The sequence below is a fragment of the Pseudovibrio sp. M1P-2-3 genome (assembly GCF_031501865.1).
GTDB classification, from domain to species: Bacteria; Pseudomonadota; Alphaproteobacteria; order Rhizobiales; family Stappiaceae; genus Pseudovibrio; species Pseudovibrio corallicola.
Map to the genome: position 1 here is coordinate 47172 of NZ_JARRCW010000001.1, position 17359 is coordinate 64530.

General features: G+C 51.2%; 15 protein-coding genes. 10 read left to right on the plus strand and 5 right to left on the minus strand.

The features are described from left to right. Nucleotides 1-41 precede the first annotated feature (41 nt). From nusA to P6574_RS00250, 8 genes are all read left to right on the plus strand, one after another. The gene (gene nusA, locus P6574_RS00215) at nucleotides 42-1742 is read left to right on the plus strand and encodes a transcription termination factor NusA (RefSeq protein WP_310618403.1); all 1701 of its coding nucleotides are present in this window, start codon (nucleotides 42-44) and stop codon (nucleotides 1740-1742) included. A gap of 111 nt (nucleotides 1743-1853) precedes the next feature. Further along, the gene (locus P6574_RS00220; RefSeq protein ID WP_310618404.1) at nucleotides 1854-2456 is read left to right on the plus strand and encodes an RNA-binding protein; all 603 of its coding nucleotides are present in this window, start codon (nucleotides 1854-1856) and stop codon (nucleotides 2454-2456) included. A 52-nt stretch (nucleotides 2457-2508) separates the two neighbouring features. Further along, nucleotides 2509-5484: a translation initiation factor IF-2 gene (gene infB, locus P6574_RS00225; protein ID WP_310618405.1), complete on the plus strand. Its 2976-nt coding sequence runs from the start codon at nucleotides 2509-2511 to the stop codon at nucleotides 5482-5484. A gap of 81 nt (nucleotides 5485-5565) precedes the next feature. Beyond that, entirely contained in the window at nucleotides 5566-5988 is a 423-nt protein-coding gene (gene rbfA, locus P6574_RS00230; RefSeq protein ID WP_310618406.1) for a 30S ribosome-binding factor RbfA, read from the plus strand. Nucleotides 5989-6020: 32 nt separating this feature from the next. Then, a complete protein-coding gene (gene truB / locus P6574_RS00235; RefSeq protein ID WP_310618407.1) occupies nucleotides 6021-6968 on the plus strand; it encodes a tRNA pseudouridine(55) synthase TruB in 948 nt (315 codons plus the stop codon). Nucleotides 6969-7190: 222 nt separating this feature from the next. Then, on the plus strand, nucleotides 7191-7460 hold the full coding sequence (gene rpsO, locus P6574_RS00240; RefSeq protein ID WP_310618408.1) for a 30S ribosomal protein S15: 270 nt from the start codon (nucleotides 7191-7193) through the stop codon (nucleotides 7458-7460). Between the two features lie 245 nt (nucleotides 7461-7705). Further along, nucleotides 7706-9823: a polyribonucleotide nucleotidyltransferase gene (gene pnp, locus P6574_RS00245; protein ID WP_310618409.1), complete on the plus strand. Its 2118-nt coding sequence runs from the start codon at nucleotides 7706-7708 to the stop codon at nucleotides 9821-9823. 58 nt (nucleotides 9824-9881) lie between these two features. Beyond that, nucleotides 9882-10055, plus strand: coding sequence for a hypothetical protein (locus P6574_RS00250; protein WP_310618410.1), 174 nt, complete (start codon nucleotides 9882-9884; stop codon nucleotides 10053-10055). 223 nt (nucleotides 10056-10278) lie between these two features. Here the strand turns inward: P6574_RS00250 and P6574_RS00255 are convergent, their stop codons facing one another. Further along, on the minus strand, nucleotides 10279-11181 hold the full coding sequence (locus P6574_RS00255) for a DMT family transporter (protein ID WP_310618411.1): 903 nt from the start codon (nucleotides 11179-11181) through the stop codon (nucleotides 10279-10281). Between the two features lie 501 nt (nucleotides 11182-11682). Here P6574_RS00255 and P6574_RS00260 point away from each other — a divergent pair. Continuing rightward, the gene (locus P6574_RS00260; RefSeq protein WP_310618412.1) at nucleotides 11683-12486 is read left to right on the plus strand and encodes a hypothetical protein; all 804 of its coding nucleotides are present in this window, start codon (nucleotides 11683-11685) and stop codon (nucleotides 12484-12486) included. A gap of 106 nt (nucleotides 12487-12592) precedes the next feature. Here P6574_RS00260 and P6574_RS00265 read toward each other — a convergent pair whose 3' ends face one another. Both P6574_RS00265 and P6574_RS00270 read right to left on the minus strand, forming a co-directional pair. Further along, complete coding sequence (locus P6574_RS00265) at nucleotides 12593-13015, minus strand: GNAT family N-acetyltransferase (RefSeq protein WP_310618413.1); 423 nt, start codon at nucleotides 13013-13015, stop codon at nucleotides 12593-12595. A 610-nt stretch (nucleotides 13016-13625) separates the two neighbouring features. Then, nucleotides 13626-14507: a polyprenyl synthetase family protein gene (locus P6574_RS00270; protein ID WP_310618414.1), complete on the minus strand. Its 882-nt coding sequence runs from the start codon at nucleotides 14505-14507 to the stop codon at nucleotides 13626-13628. A 253-nt stretch (nucleotides 14508-14760) separates the two neighbouring features. On the opposite strand from P6574_RS00270, the gene P6574_RS00275 reads away from it, so the two are divergent. Continuing rightward, nucleotides 14761-16002, plus strand: coding sequence for a cyclopropane-fatty-acyl-phospholipid synthase family protein (locus P6574_RS00275; RefSeq protein ID WP_310618415.1), 1242 nt, complete (start codon nucleotides 14761-14763; stop codon nucleotides 16000-16002). 68 nt (nucleotides 16003-16070) lie between these two features. Here the strand turns inward: P6574_RS00275 and P6574_RS00280 are convergent, their stop codons facing one another. Then, a complete protein-coding gene (locus P6574_RS00280; RefSeq protein ID WP_310618416.1) occupies nucleotides 16071-16592 on the minus strand; it encodes a carboxymuconolactone decarboxylase family protein in 522 nt (173 codons plus the stop codon). Nucleotides 16593-16699: 107 nt separating this feature from the next. Beyond that, nucleotides 16700-17251, minus strand: coding sequence for a peroxiredoxin (locus P6574_RS00285; protein ID WP_310618417.1), 552 nt, complete (start codon nucleotides 17249-17251; stop codon nucleotides 16700-16702). Nucleotides 17252-17359: the final 108 nt, after the last annotated feature.

Consider the following 17359-nt stretch of genomic DNA (forward strand, 5'->3'; position numbering starts at 1 on the left):
GCCCGAGTTAAAGAGGTAGGCATGTAAGGAGTGGACAAGATATGGCCATCAGCGCAAACCGATTGGAACTGGTGCAGATCGCCGATGCGGTTGCTCGGGAAAAGTCGATTGACCGTTCAATTGTAATTGCGGCGCTTGAAGACGCGATTCAAAAGGCTGCCCGTTCCCGCTATGGTACAGAAACGGAAGTTCGCGCTGAGATTAACCCGAAGACCGGTGAAATCCGGCTTCAGCGGTTGTTGCAGGTTGTGGAAACCGTTGAGAATGTATCCACCGACATCTCCTTGGAAGATGCTCTGGAGCGTAACCCGGAAGCCACATTGGGTGACTTTATCTCCGAGCCTCTGCCTCCTTTGGACTTTGGCCGTATCGCAGCTCAATCCGCGAAGCAGGTTATTGTTCAGAAAGTTCGTGAAGCCGAACGTGATCGTCAGTATGAAGAGTTCAAGGACCGCATTGGCGATATCATCAACGGTGTTGTCAAGCGTGTAGAATACGGTAACGTTGTTATCGACGTGGGTCGCGGTGAAGCGGTTGTACGCCGTGACGAGTTGATCCCGCGTGAGACATTCCGCAATGGCGACCGGATTCGTGCCTATGTGTTTGACGTTCGCCGCGAACAGCGCGGACCTCAGGTGTTCTTGTCCAGAACGCACCCTCAGTTCATGGCTAAACTGTTCACGCAGGAAGTGCCTGAAATCTATGATGGCGTTATCGAAATTAAAGCTGTTGCCCGTGATCCGGGTTCCCGTGCCAAGGTAGCAGTTATTTCCAACGACAGTTCAATTGATCCTGTTGGTGCCTGTGTTGGTATGCGCGGTTCCCGTGTTCAGGCTGTTGTGGGTGAACTGCAAGGCGAGAAAATCGATATCATTCCTTGGAATGAAGATGCAGCTACATTCATCGTGAATGCATTGCAGCCTGCCGAGGTTGCGAAAGTTGTTCTTGATGACGAGTCTGAGCGTATCGAAGTTGTTGTTCCTAACGATCAGTTGTCTCTGGCAATTGGACGGCGTGGTCAAAATGTTCGCCTTGCTTCCCAATTGACTGGTTGGGGCATCGACATTATGACTGAGGCAGAGGAATCTGAGCGCCGCCAGAAAGAATTCCAGCTTCGTTCCGATCTCTTCCAGGAAACTTTGAACGTAGATGAAGTTGTTTCCCAGCTTCTCGCTTCCGAAGGCTTCACCTCCATCGAGGAAGTCGCCTATGTGGAGCCAGATGAAATTTCCTCTATCGAAGGCTTTGATGAAGATACCGCGAACGAAATTCAAGAACGTGCCCGTGAGTATCTTGAGGAACTGGAAGAAAAGCTGGCAACAGAGCGCCGTGAACTCGGTGTCCTAGATGAACTGCTGGATATTCCTGGTTTAACCGCTGCGATGCTTGTTGCCCTTGGTAAAGATGAAATCAAGAACATCGAGGATCTTGCTGGTTGTGCCGCCGATGATTTGGTTGGCTGGAACGAGCGCAAAAACGGTGAAACAGTACGCGTTGAAGGCTCTTTGAGCGGATTTGATCTGGCAAGGGCAGACGCGGAAAGTATTGTAATGTCGGCCCGTGTTGCCGCTGGCTGGATCTCGGCAGATGACCTTATTGAGGTCTCTGGTGAAGAACTCGGAGATGACGAGGAAGAGGGTGTCTCTGACTCTGAAAATGAAGAGACTGACAGCACAACGGTTGACGCCGAGCAATATTTCGAGCAAGACAACGGTGCAGAGGACGAGACCTCGACCAAATAACGAGAGTACCCCTAGTAACTAGGGGTATTATTCACCTAGGTTCTGGGCTACTTGCGTAGCTTTTCTAACCTGGGGTTGGAGGGCACAGCGAACGGAACAAGGTAAAACGACGTGGCGAAGAAAAAAGATCGAGTAGAGCGTACTTGCGTATTGACGCGCGAAGTTCTCCCAATCTCCCGCCTTCTCCGTTTCGTACTTGCTCCGGACAACAGTGTTGTTGTGGATCTCAAATGTAATCTCCCCGGAAGGGGCGTTTGGATTAAAGGAACTCGCGAAGCGGTTGAAGAGGTGATTAAACGGCGCCTTTTTGCAAGAGGGTTCAAGGAGCAAGTATACGCCGATAAGGGTTTGGCGGACCAAGTCGAGATACTGTTGGAGCAGGCAGCACTGGGTGCTTTCTCCATTAGTCGCAAAGCCGGAAATTTAACGACGGGGTTTGCGAAAGTTGAAGCGGCGCTTCGAGGAGAAGCGGTGCTTGCTCTCGTGCACGCAACAGACGCTTCGGAAGATGGCGTGCGCAAACTGGCGGCAGTAGCCGCTTCGAGATTCGGCAAGGAGGATCCACTCGATGTGATCCGCTTGTTTAACTCGGCTCAGATGAATATGGCACTGGGTCGGGACAATGTAATACATGCTGCACTACTCGCGGGACAGGCAGGTAGAAACTTTCGAAACGCAGCTGGTCGGTTGACCAGTTATCGAACGGGTTCTTGAAGATGTAACGTAGATAGCAAATTAGGTGCAGTGGCGCAGGACTGAAGGCAATATGAGCGATAGCAAAAACACTGACGACAAACAAAGCGGCGGCGAACGTAAAACGCTTGGCCTCAAACGAGGTGGAGTGGAAAAAGGCACTGTAAAGCAGAGCTTTTCTCACGGGCGCTCAAAGGCTGTCGTTGTGGAAAAGAAGAAACGTCGTGTCGTTGTGCCGGGCCAAGAAGGCTCCGCATCGGCTTCCACGTCTTCCGCATCCGCGCCGACCGCATCACCAAGCAAACCAGCTGCAAAGCCTGCTGCAAGACCGCAACAAAATCGTGGCGACGGGCGTCGTAACGATGGCCCGAACCGTGGTGGTTCCAATCGCAGCGGTAACCGCAATAACCAGCGACGCGGCAGTGGCCAAGGCCAGGGTCAAGGTGGAGGCAACATCCTTCGCACGCTGACCAAGGGCGAAGCCGATGCGCGTATGGCTGCGCTGCGTGAAGCCAAAATCCGCGAAGTTGAAGACCAAAAACGCCGCGTAGAAGAAGCCAAGCGTCAAGAAGAGCTGGCTCGTCTACGTGCGATCGAGGCTGAAAAAGCCCGCGTTGAGGAAGAAGCTCGCAAGAAAAAAGAAGCTGAAGAAGCTGCTATCAAAGCTAAGGCTGATGCAGAGGCGAAAGCTAAGGCAGATGCTGAAGCTGCGGCCAAAAAAGCTGCTGCACCTGCAAAAACTCAAGAACGCAGTCCTTCACAAGGTCGCGACGGCCAACGCCGTGATGGCCCGCGCCGTGATGGTGCAGGTCCTCGCCGTGATGGTGCCGGCCCGCGCCGTGAGGGTGCCGGACGTGAGGGCGCAGGTCGCGAGACACGTGCACCACGCCAGCGTGATGGTAAGCCGCCGCGTCTTGATGGTCCACGTCCAGGTGCGCGTACTACTGGTGCAAAACCTGCTGCAGGCCGTCCAGGCGCTGCCGGGGCTCGTCCAGCTGGCACGCGTCCGCTGACGACTGCGACACCACCGCCAATGGAAGGCGAGGGTGCAAAAGAGAACACCAAGAAGACCTTTAAGGGGCCGATTAAGGCACCTATTCGTGGCAAGAAGACAAACGATTCTGCACAAAAGCCTTCACCACGCGGTAACGATGACCGTCGTCGCTCGAAGCTGACGATTACCCGGGCAACCGGTGGTGATGAAGGCCGCAGCCGTTCTATGGCATCCTTGCGCCGCCGTCGTGAAAAAGAGCGTCGTGCCGGTCAGCAGAAGGTTGTGCGTGAAAAGGTCATGCGTGAAGTTACGCTGCCGGACGCAATTACCATTCAGGATCTGGCAAACCGTATGTCGGAGCGTTCTGTTGATGTCATCAAACTGCTGATGAAGCAGGGCCAGATGATGAAAATCAACGACGTGATCGACGCGGAAACCGCTGAACTGATCGCTGTTGAGTTTGGTCACACTGTTAAGCGTGTATCTGAAGCGGACGTTGAAGAGGGTCTGTTCACCGTAGAAGACGATGACGGTACACTTGAGCAGCGCGCTCCGGTTGTCACCATCATGGGTCACGTTGATCATGGTAAGACATCCTTGCTTGATGCACTGCGCAAAGCCAATGTGGTTTCCGGTGAAGCCGGCGGTATTACGCAGCATATCGGTGCGTATCAGGTCGAGCAGAACGATCAGAAGGTTACCTTCATCGATACTCCGGGCCACGCAGCCTTTACCCAGATGCGTGCTCGTGGTGCCAAATCGACTGATATCGTTATTCTGGTTGTTGCCGCGGATGATGGTGTGATGCCGCAGACGAAAGAGGCGATCCAGCATGCTCGTGCAGCTGATGTGCCGATCATCGTCGCAATCAACAAAATGGATAAGCCGGGTGCTGACCCGTCCCGTATCCGTACCGACCTTCTTCGTGAAGAGCTGGTTGTTGAGGCCATGGGCGGTGAAGTGATCGATGTGGAAGTTTCCGCAAAAGAGCGCACGGGTCTGGACAAGCTGATCGAAATGGTTCTGCTTCAGTCTGAAGTTCTGGAACTGAAGGCCAACCCGAACCGTGCTGCTGAAGGTACTGTTATTGAAGCCAAGCTGGACAAGGGCCGCGGTCCTGTTGCAACAGTTCTGGTTCAAAAAGGTACAATGCGCGTTGGTGACATTCTCATCGCTGGTAGCGAATGGGGCCGTGTCCGTGCAATGCTTGATGAAAACGGCAAACAGGTTAAGGAAGCTGGTCCTTCCAAACCGGTTGAGGTTCTGGGCTTCCAGGCAACTCCTGCAGCCGGTGATATGGTTGCTGTTGTTGAGACAGAAGGCCGTGCCCGTGAGATCTCTGAATATCGCCTCCGCATGAAGCGCGACAAGGTAGCTGCTAAAATTGCAGGTGCCCGTGGTTCTTTGGAAGCTATGATGAAGGGCTTGCAGGACACAGGTCACAAAGAGTTCCCACTTATCATCAAAGCGGACGTTCAAGGTTCTGCAGAAGCAATTTCTGGTGCCTTGGAAGAGCTTGGTAACGATGAAGTGAGTGCCCGTGTAATGGCTGCCGGCGTTGGCGGTATCACCGAGAGTGACATCACTCTGGCGATGGCCTCCAAAGCACCTATCATGGCTTTCAACGTGCGTGCTAACAAACAGGCACAGGAAGCTGCCCGCCGCGAAGGTATCGAAATCCGCTATTACAGCGTGATTTACGATCTCATCGACGACGTAAAGGCAACCATGTCCGGCATGTTGGCTCCTGAGCGCCGTGAAACCTTCCTGGGTTACGCGGACATCAAGGAAATCTTCAACATCACCAAGATTGGCCGTGTTGCTGGTTGTCTGGTCACCGAAGGTGTTGTCCAGCGCGGTGCACAGGTTCGCTTGCTGCGTGACAACGTTGTTGTTCACGAAGGCGAGCTGGGCACACTCAAACGCTTCAAGGATGAAGTTAAAGAAGTTGAGTCCGGTGTTGAATGCGGCATGAACTTCACCAACTACAAAGACATGCGTGTTGGTGATGTGATCGAGTGCTTCCAGGTAGAAGAAATCGCACGCTCGCTCTAAGTTCGACCAATTGCAATAAATGAATAGTGGCGCCGGCGTGGGTTTTCCTTCGTCGGCGTTCTGACCTTGTGAGAACAAAAAATGGCAAAAGCACACAACGAAATGGCCAATGGTCCATCCCAGCGTCAATTGCGCGTTGGAGAATTGGTGCGCAAGGAACTGAGTGACATTCTTTCTCGTGGACGGCTCAGTGATCCTGATCTTGATGGCGTGATCGTCACTGTCCCCGAAGTTCGGATGACACCTGACCTGCGCCTTGCAACTGTTCTGGTTATGCCTTTGGGGGGGCAGAATGTGGAGCGGGTTGTCGCAGCTCTCAACCGCAGTGCAAAGTACTTCAGAGGTCAGGTTTCCCGTCGCATGACCATGAAATACTCCTCCGACCTGCGCTTTGTTGCGGATACGCGTTTTGATGACGATGACCGGATCACCCGTTTGCTCAACGAACCAGCTGTTCGCCGTGACCTTGATGAGCCTTCGGATGATTATGAAGATCGCGACTAAAAACTAGAAATAAAACTGAGATTGCACAGAGAATGGCGAAGCAGCAGCGGCGCAGAATACGCTACCCCGTCAATGGATGGCTTGTCTTGGACAAGCCCTTGAACCTTACCTCAAACCAAGCACTTGGTAAGCTGAAGCGTGTATTCAACCCCGAAAAGGTTGGTCATGCAGGTACGCTGGACCCTCTTGCCAGTGGCTGCCTTCCAATTGCTTTTGGTGAAGCTACCAAAACAGTTCCCTTTGTGATGGGCGGGCGCAAGGTTTACCAGTTTGAAGTGACATGGGGCACACAAACTTCAACGGATGACGCAGAAGGGGACGTAATCGCTTCCAGCGACCAGCGGCCCACCCGTGAAGAGATCGAGAATGTTCTCCCGCAGTTTCAGGGGGAGATCATGCAAGTTCCCCCCAAGTTCTCGGCGATTAAAGTGGACGGGAACCGTGCCTATGATCTGGCGCGTGACGGGAAAGACGTGGAACTGGAAGCGCGGCCCATTGATATTCATCGTTTAACCCTTCGGGAGATAATCGATGAAAACAAAGCGGTGTTTGAAGCCGAGTGCGGTAAAGGCACCTACGTACGCTCTCTTGCCCGTGATATTGCTTTGGAGTTGGGAACGCGCGGATATGTGACTGGCCTGCGCCGTTTGCTGGTCGGCTCGTTCGGTGAAGCCGATATGGTGACACTGGAGGAGCTTGAGGACGCGGCCGGACAACTGGAAGAGGGGCAGTCTCCCTTGGAAAGTGCCGAGTTGATGGAGGCCTTGCTACCTGTTGAATCCGGTCTCTCCCTCCTGGAAGGGGTTACGGTTAATGGGGAGGCCGCGCAAAGGCTGAAGCGTGGTATGCCGATTATCTTACGCGGTGCAAATGCTCCAATCGGACCCGAGGACATTTATGTGACCAGCGGGGGCACTCTCATCGCCTTTGGTGAGGTTTCCAAAGGAGAATTTAAACCCAAAAGAGTGTTTAATCTCTGAGGGTTATGGGCCATGAAAATATCTCTGGCGTTTTAAAGGAGATTGCTTCATAGTCCACGCGGATTGCTTCATGTTGAGCGATCCGAGCTTTCCCGATGACACCATGCTGGACGACATCTTGGCATGGCCGATTGGGGGAAGGGCTTCAAAAAGAAGCAGCGCGCATTCACATGCGTGATTTTGAAAATGCTCAATAAGAGCTGAACTTATAAGGACTAATCGATGTCGATTACACCTGAGCGCAAAGCTGAACTGATTAAAGAATTCGCTACCAAAGAAGGTGATACCGGTTCTCCAGAAGTGCAGGTTGCTATCCTGACACACCGCATCACTGTTCTGACCGAGCACTTCAAAGGTCACAAAAAGGACAACCACTCCCGTCGTGGCCTGCTGAAAATGGTTAGCCAGCGTCGTAAGCTTCTTGACTACGTTAAGGGCAAAGACGTTGCACGCTACCAGTCTCTGATTGAGCGTCTGGGTATCCGCCGCTAAGGCACCCTCAAACGCGGCGGTTTCCAAACCGCCGCGTTTTGTATATGAAGGAGTAGGTTTTTTAAAAAGGGCAGGATTGCCAGATGCTTGAAGTCGAGCTTCTTGCTGTCTTGCCTTTATGAAACCTACCAAACAGAACGGGCAGGCCCATCAATTTGGATGGGTCTGCTCAACTCTTGTTTATTGATTCGTATTTCCCCTCCAATTCTTGCCGGATGGGAAATAAACGTACGCTAGGAAAAAATATGTTTGATACGCATCGCGTTGAAATTGAGTGGGGCGGCCGTCCGCTTATCCTCGAAACTGGTAAAATTGCACGTCAGGCTGATGGCGCGGTTCTCGCGACATACGGCGAAACCAAAGTTCTTGCCACCGTTGTTTCCGCAAAGACTGCAAAGCCGGGTCAGGACTTTTTCCCGCTCACAGTGAACTATCAGGAAAAAGCTTACGCAGCTGGCCGCATTCCAGGCGGTTACTTCAAGCGCGAAGGCCGTCCAAGTGAGCATGAAACACTCACATCCCGCCTGATCGACCGTCCGATCCGCCCGCTGTTCGTTGATGGCTACAAGAACGAAACTCAGGTTGTTCTGACAGTTCTGTCCCACGACCTTGAAAACGCTCCTGACATTTTGGCAATGGTTGGTGCATCCGCAGCGCTGACAATTTCCGGTGTTCCATTTATGGGCCCAATCGGCGGTGCACGCGTTGGCATGATCAACGGCGAATATGTACTGAACCCGACCGTTGACCAAATGGCTGAAACCGATCTGGACCTGATTGTTGCAGGTACTGGCGATGCTGTTCTCATGGTTGAATCGGAAGCTAAAGAGCTTACCGAAGAAGTCATGCTGGGCGCTGTCATGTTCGGTCACCGCGAATTCCAGCCTGTAATCGACGCCATCATCTCGCTGGCTGAGCAGGCTGCTAAAGACCCGCGTGAACTGATTGTTGAAGACCGCTCTGCTCTGTTTGCACAAGTGAAAGAAATCGCTGGTGCGGATTTGGCAGCTGCCTACACAATCACGCAGAAAGTTGAGCGTAAAACAGCTGTTGACGCTGCAAAGGCGAAAGTAATTGAAGCGCTGGTAACTGGCGTGGAAGATGCTCCTGAAGCTGTTGTTGTTGGCGAACAGTTCAAGAAACTGGAAGCTGAAATCGTTCGCGGTTCTATTCTAGACACCGGTAAGCGTATTGATGGCCGCGATCTGGCGACTGTTCGTCCGATCATGTCTGAAGTTGGCATCCTGCCACGCGCACACGGCTCCTCCTTGTTCACTCGTGGTGAAACTCAAGGTCTTGTTGTTGCAACACTGGGTACAGGTGAAGACGAGCAGTTCGTTGACCAGCTGGAAGGCACCAAAAAAGCAACCTTCATGCTGCACTACAACTTCCCTCCTTACTCTGTAGGTGAAGCTGGTCGCATGGGTTCTCCGGGACGCCGCGAAATCGGTCACGGTAAACTGGCATGGCGCGCTGTAAACCCAATGCTGCCTGCTCACCACGATTTCCCATACACCCTGCGTGTTGTATCCGAAATCACTGAGTCCAACGGTTCGTCCTCCATGGCATCCGTTTGTGGTGCATCTTTGTCCCTGATGGACGCTGGTGTGCCTTTGAAAGCACCAGTCGCGGGCATCGCAATGGGTCTCATCAAGGAAGGCGAGCGCTTTGCAGTTCTCTCCGATATCCTTGGTGATGAAGATCACCTCGGCGACATGGACTTCAAGGTAGCCGGTTCTGAAAACGGCATCACTGCCCTGCAGATGGACATCAAGATCGACGGTATCACCGAAGAGATCATGAAGGTGGCTCTGGAGCAGGCTAAAGGTGGCCGCGTTCACATCCTCGGCGAAATGGCAAACGCCATCACAGAAGCCCGCTCCGAGCTTGGTGAGCATGCTCCGCGCATCGAAGTCATCAAGATCCCGGTTGACAAGATCCGTGAAGTGATCGGCTCCGGCGGTAAGGTGATCCGTGAGATCGTTGAGAAAACCGGCGCGAAAGTGAACATCGAAGACGACGGCACTGTGAAAGTTGCGTCCAACGACGGTAAAGCCATCAAGGCTGCCCTGAACTGGATCAACTCCATCGCAGCTGAACCAGAAGTTGGCGTGATCTATGAAGGTACTGTTGTGAAGACAGTGGACTTCGGCGCATTCGTAAACTTCTTCGGTGCACGCGACGGTCTCGTCCACATCTCCCAGCTTGCTCCGCGCAAAGTTGCCAAGACAACTGACGTTGTAAAAGAAGGTCAGAAAGTCTGGGTCAAGCTCATGGGCTTCGACGAGCGCGGCAAAGTCCGTCTCTCCATGAAAGTGGTTGATCAGGAAACTGGTAAGGAAATTCCTCGCGAAGAGGGCTAATTTCCCGCGCTTTTAATGCTCGATAGAAAAAAGGCCAGCTCAACCGAGCTGGCCTTTTTTGATTGCGATTAGAATATTTTCGTATCTGGCTTGCATACGGGAGGTGGCTATAAAACGCATTTTAAATCGTGATTTTGCTATCAGTATTCTGGTGATGGCCAGCGCATCCTTGTGTGCGGCCTTGGTGGCCCTTTTCAGCAAAATTCTCACAGGCGGTATTGGGCTAGACTAAGCTATTTTTCTTCTATTTGCGTGATGGATTGCTTCTTATCGGGACCTTGTTGTCCACTACTTCCGGTTTCCTTGATTAGCTGGTCTACGGCCATAATCCAACATGGAATGTATATACCGGTGCTGCTCTTGTCTTGTCTGGCGGCATTGTTATGACCATTCGGAAAAAGCCACCGACTGATTAGCAATCGGGGGCTTATTGATTTGATCGGTTCGGTGTAACTCTAGTCTCGAGAGGATACTAGAGTTTCTTTAGTCGCTGAAACTGCGCGGGGAGACTGTCTCATACTGAGCAGGATATAAACACCACTGGCGACAATGACAGCAGAACCACCCAAGGTCATCATGTCTGGACGTTCCCCGAAAATTACAGCTCCGAGAAACAGGCCGAACAGGAGACGGGAATAGCGGAACGGAGTTACCACGGACACTTCTCCGGTTCTCATTGCTACAGTGATTGAATAATAAGCGCCAACGCCAATAAATGTGGCAATAAAGATTGCTGTGCCGCTTATCAGATCCGGTAGAACAAAACCGCCAGTCCACAATGCATATGCTCCGCCTGTGGGGATCAGGACAGCAAACCCGTAGACACCAAGTTGCATGTTGGACAGGGCAGGCGGTGCCGCGCGGGTTGCCAGATCACGCCCGGCAAAACCGATCATCCCGATTACTGCAAATATGGATGTCAGCTCAAATGCTTCTGCACTGGGCTTGATGACCAGAAGCACGCCTGCAAACCCGATGACAATTGCAAACCACCGGTGCCAGCGTACATGCTCGCCAAACAGGACCGCCGCACCCAGAGTTACGGCCAGTGGTGTGGCCTGTAATATTGCGGAAGTGCTGGACAGACTGGTAAAGGCGAGGGAAAGAAGGAAGAATAAACGTCCTGCAATTTCAAAGGCTGCCCGAGTAAACAGCGTTGGAGTCATGGCACTGCGGACCAGAGCCTTTTCCCCTCGCTGCCATGTGAGCACAAGAAATAACAGGGTACCTCCGATGCCGAACAGCATGAGGGTTTGTCCAACAGGGACAGCCGCTGTTGCGGTCTTGAGGAGCGTATCCTCCACTGCAAATCCCATCATTGCGAGCACCATCCAAGCGCTCCCGCGTATATTATCCATTCCTGAACTCAAATCTCATTAAATTGCGCCCTACCAAATATTCTCAATCGGCGGCGATGCGTAGAATGATTGTTTATTGCCATTAATACCACCTAAAATTTTTGATGAGTCTATGAAACGAAATCAAAATCGAACGCTATATAGAGAAGACCAAAGGTGCAGTATGTTTTAGAGTGTGTCGATACAGATTGGGTTCGGATACTCTAAATCAGTAATTTGTGAATGACATGATCCGCCTAAAACGGGAGACTGGCTCTCTTGTGCCCAAGCGATAAGACAATCCCGATGGGATTAAAACGCAGCGTACTGTGAACTCGTCATCCCCGCGCGTTTACCTCGTCTGGGTATCGCTCCTGCCCACCTGTTTAGGCTGGGCCGCATCTGACATCTCAAGCCTGATCGACGGGAACGTTCTATTAGCCAAAAGGCACTTTCGTTTTCACGAAACCTGATTTTGCAAGTCTTTGTTGTGTGAACCACTTGCGTCAGGAGCATTTGAAGATGAACAGAAGTTCTAGCTACATACCAGCATGTATTGTTGTGGGCCTCCTTTCTTTACCCAGTTCAGCACTTGCATCAGGGGCGATTATCATGACGGATCTTATCTGTCAGGACCCTCGGGATTCAATCGATACCCTCTGGGCCTCCCGCCGTTATGGAGCAAACGATGTGTTTTTCATGGCGAATGATGGCACTGTGACGGCCATGGAAGCGACTGCGGGGCTTGATACCTTTGAGAATGTCTATGTTGTTTCCCACGGGAGTGAAGACGAGGTTGGGAACATACCGAAAGCAGACTTCGCGCAGTATTTCAAGGCCGCACACCCCAGCACACCTGCAACGGTCTACTTCGATAGCTGCTCCACGGCGGTCGGGGTTGATACGGTTTTGAAACTGACAAACAACCAGTATGGCGATGACATTGCAGCGCTCCTTGGCCCGCAAGGGGCTTGCCAGCTTGTGGGCAATGGAAATCCGGCGGTGGCAGATGCAGATAACCGTTACAATGCGGCGCTACTTCCCGGTAACGACTTTCAAACTGTTGTCGACAACATACTATTTGTTTGGAACAATGAGGACTACGTGGATTCAGGTCGGCGCTGGGGAGATGCCTGCCAGAATTTCGTGGACACAAATGATCTTCAGAATCTGAATACGTTCAGACTTGCTGTTCAAGATAAATTCCTGAATGCCCCCCAAAACCCCGTTAATACCTCCTATAATTATGGATGGCTCATTCAATGGAATACGGGCGGCACAAACTTCTTTCAGTGCGGCACACAAAACGGTGTTGCTTGCCCCTGACCGTTTAGGGTGGGAAGATACCTGCTCTTGGGGCTGAATGTCAGCACAAACTCAGTTTCAGGCAGTATCAAGCTGCCTGTACTACTGCCTCTATCGCAATCTTGCTTTAGCAAAGTCCATTTTTGGCATTGGGCGGCCAACCAAAACATGATGGAAAGTTAGTCAGTCCAATGGATTGATAGAAGCCCTCAGCATTTGGTGCAGAAACTAAAACAAAAGCGCAGGACTCTCCTGCATGCTGTCGGCTTAATTTTAGTAATTCCCTACCAATGCCTAGACCTTGGTAATTGGTGTCCACAGCAAGCTCTGAGCAATAACATGCAAAAGCGAAATCAGAGAGGCATCTAGACACCCCCACTAACTGTTTACCGTCGAATGCCACTATAAAAAAAGAGGCATTGGTAACCATCTTTTCGATAGTCATTTGATCATGCACCGGGCGCCTTGCCGCCAAACCACTGCGAGATAATATGCTCAGGAAGCTATCTAGGTCTAAAGTGTTGACCACTTCATATCTAATGGATTGCACCAGTGAGCTCCTTGGTTGCGTTTGAATGACACAGCTAAGTTACTTTTTCTGATTTGAAAAGAGAGACTTAAGTTGTTGAGTTTTCTTTTTGGGAAAGAGAATTTGCACAACGGTTACTGCTGTAGTGGAAGGTAGCTTCTTTAAAACCTTCCGAAAACTTATCCCCTTCCTGTTACCCTGCCCTATGCTTGGCCTCGTGCCCATAAAAACGAGCAGCGGCGGACCGTCCGTCGTGAAGTTATGGGTCGGGATGGGGTTGTTTGGGGAGGTAACGCATCTTCAAGGGGCCCGGTGAGATATTGTTCGGGCTTTGCTGTAAAGGTCCGACGGATACAAGGAGCCCCTCCAGAGTCGCGAGCAGCTGCGGGAAACCGTATTTTTCGACTGCTGTTGGTTACCCCAGTATTTCGCATAAAATAATCCCGGGCAAGGTGGAATGCCAAAGCCGAAGAAACATTTTATTAGTTACTGCGCAGGTTCTGGCCTGCCCGCCTTGCCACTCTCGTTAAGAGCGAGACCCCTTTTCCCACTGCATGGAGCCATGCGGTGCCACTACCCGTTGGTCATGAACCTTTTGAGGAGGGGTGAGAGGGAAGCCCTGCAATTTGCCCTAGTTGTCTCGTTCTGCAATGAAGTGGGCGAGGGTGCGCAATATCTCCCCTTTCTCGCCAAATGGGGACAGCAGATCATTGGCTTCGTTGATCAGTTTATTCAGCTCCTCGCGGGTTTGGGTTTCACCCAAAAGGCCGACCAGAGTAGCCTTTCCGGCGGCAGCGTCTTTACCGGTGGCTTTCCCGACAACGGCGGAATCGCCTTTGAGATCCAGCAGATCATCAGCCAATTGGAAGGCAAGTCCGATGATTTCTCCAAAACGCGTCAACCGGCTTACATCCGCTTCTTCTGCATCCCCTAGAAGCGCCCCTGCACGGCAGGCGTAGCGGATGAGCGCACCGGTCTTCATTGCCTGAAGGGTACGGATCTCCACCTCGGTGCGATCCCTATGCTCAGACTCCAGATCCAGCATCTGACCGCCAGCCATTCCCCCAAGACCAGAGGCACGAGACAACTCGCGAGACAACCTTAAACGGACTTCGGCGCTGGGGTGGACAAGAGGATCCGCGATTAAATCAAAAGCGTAGGTTAAAAGCGCGTCACCTGCGAGAATTGCGGTGGCTTCATCAAATTGGATATGAGCGGTTGGACGACCACGTCTCACATGATCATCATCCATGGCCGGAAGGTCATCATGCACAAGGGAGTAGCAGTGGATACACTCCAGAGCCGAGGCTGCGATCAACACTCCTTTATCATCTCTGCCGAAAAGGCGGGCAGCTTCAACTATTAGTAATGGGCGAAGACGCTTTCCTCCAGAAAGAACGGAGTACTTCATGGCGTCAAGCAATCGTTGGGGGCGCTGGACTTCCCCTTCATGCAGGTGATTACTCAGGAGTAACGACAGATGTTCTTCAATCTTTAAAGCCGTAGAATTCATGGAGTCTTTGATCTGAGTATTCACCGGGAAGTTCCTTCGCAAAATACTAAAATATTCGCAGCAGTCGGGATATGCGGGAAACGTAAAGCACTGTCTAGAAAAACTTTAGGCTTATTAGAAAAATATAAGGGAAGAGCACATAGTTTACCTTGGGGAAATAACGCGGTATTTTGGAAAGAAGTCGTAGTCCCCTTAAGGAAAGATTTTCTTTTCCACCTGCGGAAGGAAGCAGCTAGATACAGAGGGAAGGAATATGCGCGCTCTATCAAAGCTCCTCAAAGCTATAGTTAGCAAAGGCCAGTTGGTCATTTTCGATGTAAAAGGGAACAGGTTTGTGTTTGGCGGCATTGAGCCAGGCCCACATGCTTGTGTAAAAATACACGATGAGCGTTTGTATTCAAAGCTGCTGTATTCCTTTGAGTTAGGCGCCGCCGAGGCGTACATGGATGGAACACTTACACTGGAAAACGGCACGTCTTTAAACGATGTTCTGTCTGTTTTTGTCATCAATAATAATATTGCCGAACAAAAACCTTTCTATAAGGCCCTCCTACGAGTCTTTACATGGATACAGCGCCGGGGTCACCACCTCAACATTAACCGGACTAAAGCGCAGGTTCGACATCACTATGATTTATCGACGGACCTGTACCGGCTGTTTCTGGACGAGGGCTTGAATTACAGCTGTGGCTACTTCAAAGACCCCGCGGTCCCTCTGGAGTTGGCACAAAAGGCAAAGCTGGACCATATTTTGGCCAAGCTGGATCTAAAACCGGGCATGCGTGTTTTGGAAATTGGCGGCGGCTGGGGCTCACTTGCCATCCGTATGGGGCAGGCTGGCTTTGATGTAACGTCTCTCAATGTTTCCAACGAGCAGATAAAAATAGCAAGAGAGAGGGTTGCAAATGCAGGTCTGAGCGACAGCGTAAAATTTGTATGCAAAGACTACAACGAGTTTGAAGGCAGGTTTGATCGCGTTGTTTCCGTGGGCATGATGGAACATGTGGGCATCGGAAACTATGGGAGATACTTCTCTATGATTCGCAGATGCCTCAAGGATGATGGCTTCGCCTTGATACATGCAATTGGGCGCTACACACCACCCAGTTATGAAAGCTCCTTTATGAATAAGTACATCTTCCCCGGTGGCTATTGTCCCTCGATGTCAGAGGTTTTTGAGGAAACTGAAAAAACGAAGCTGTGGGTGTGCGACTCGGAAATTTGGCGGTTGCACTATCATTATACGCTAGAGCACTGGGCACAAAACTTCGCAAAAAATCGTGCGCAAATTAAAGAGATTTACGATGAGCGTTTTTGTCGTATGTGGGAGTTTTATCTAGCCGCATGCTCTGTGATGTTCTTGCATGGAAAAATGATGGTTTTCCAGATTTTGCTCTCAAAAGAGCGGTCAGCTGTGCCGATCATACGTGATTATATGTTTGAAAATGAAATAGAGATTAACGAAGAAAGCGAGTCGACAAGGCGGCGGGCCTAAAAAAGGCCAGTGAACAATCACTGGCCTTCAGGTGGGGGTGCCGATTATTATTAGAAACTCTGGTAAGTTTATTCGGCTGCTTCCAGAGCAATTGCGGCAGATTGTATAATGGAGGCAAAACGGACTGCGGTTTGTACCATTTCCGCAGTAATGCCTTCCTTGCGAAGAATCGCTTCATGGCTGTCAATGCACATGCCACAGCCATTAATGGCGGAAACCGCAAGAGACCATAACTCGAAATCGACCTTGTCAACGCCCGGCTTGCCGATCACGTTCATGCGAAGCTTTGCGGGCATTGTGCCGTACTGTTTGTTTGCAGACAGGTGCACAAAGCGGTAGTAAATATTGTTCATGCCCATGATAGTTGCGGCAGCTTTTGCGGCGTCCATAGCCTCATCGCTCAAGTGCGGTGCAGCTTCTGCGATAAGCGCGTCTTTCACCTGCTTATTGCGAGAGGCGATGCCACAGGCAACCATCAAGCCATACTTCTGCTGAACGCTCAGGCTTTCATCTGTGCTCATGGAGCTGAGATTCAGGCGGACATCTTTGGCGAAGTTAGCCAGTTGGGATTTCAAGCTATCAATGGACATTGGCAGTCTCTTAACGTGTAAAGTTGAATGAAAAGAAGCAGGAGTGAGCAAAGTAAAGACCGGGGAAGGTGGGGTACCCCGGTCTTAAGGTATTGGCGGATACCAGCTTATGCAGCTAGAACGTCTCCACCAACTTCACGGTTACATGGGCACAGCTCGTCTGTCTGCAAAGCATCAAGAACACGCAGGGTGTCTTTAGGGTTACGACCAACGTTCAGGTTGGTTGCGTAAACGTGCTGAATGGTGTTTTCGTTATCAACGATGTAGGTGTAACGGTATGCAACGCCGTCTGGGCTGCGTACACCAAGACCGTCTGTCAGGGAGCCGTTTGTGTCAGCAAAAGACCAGATTGGCAACTTGTTCAGATCTGGGTGATCACGGCGCCATGCCAGCTTACAGAATTCGTTGTCTGTGGAGCCGCCCAGAACAACTGCATCACGGTCTTCAAACTCACCGGAAAGGCGTGCGAATTCAGCAATTTCAGTTGGGCAAACGAATGTGAAATCTTTAGGGTAGAAGAAGATAACCTTCCACTTGTCTTCAAAGCTCTTTTCAGTGATCGGCGCGAAAGCGCTTTCGCCATTTTCTTCGTGGTTGTTAAAACCTGGCTTTACTCCAACTACTTCAAATTCTGGTAGTTTATCGCCGATGCCGAGCATGGTCGTTCTCCTAATTATTTTATTCTGTGCAATTTGGCACATGAAAACAGAAGTGCTTGCCGCGTTTGGCGAGCATTGCAACTGAGGTCTATATGCCTACTGACGTAA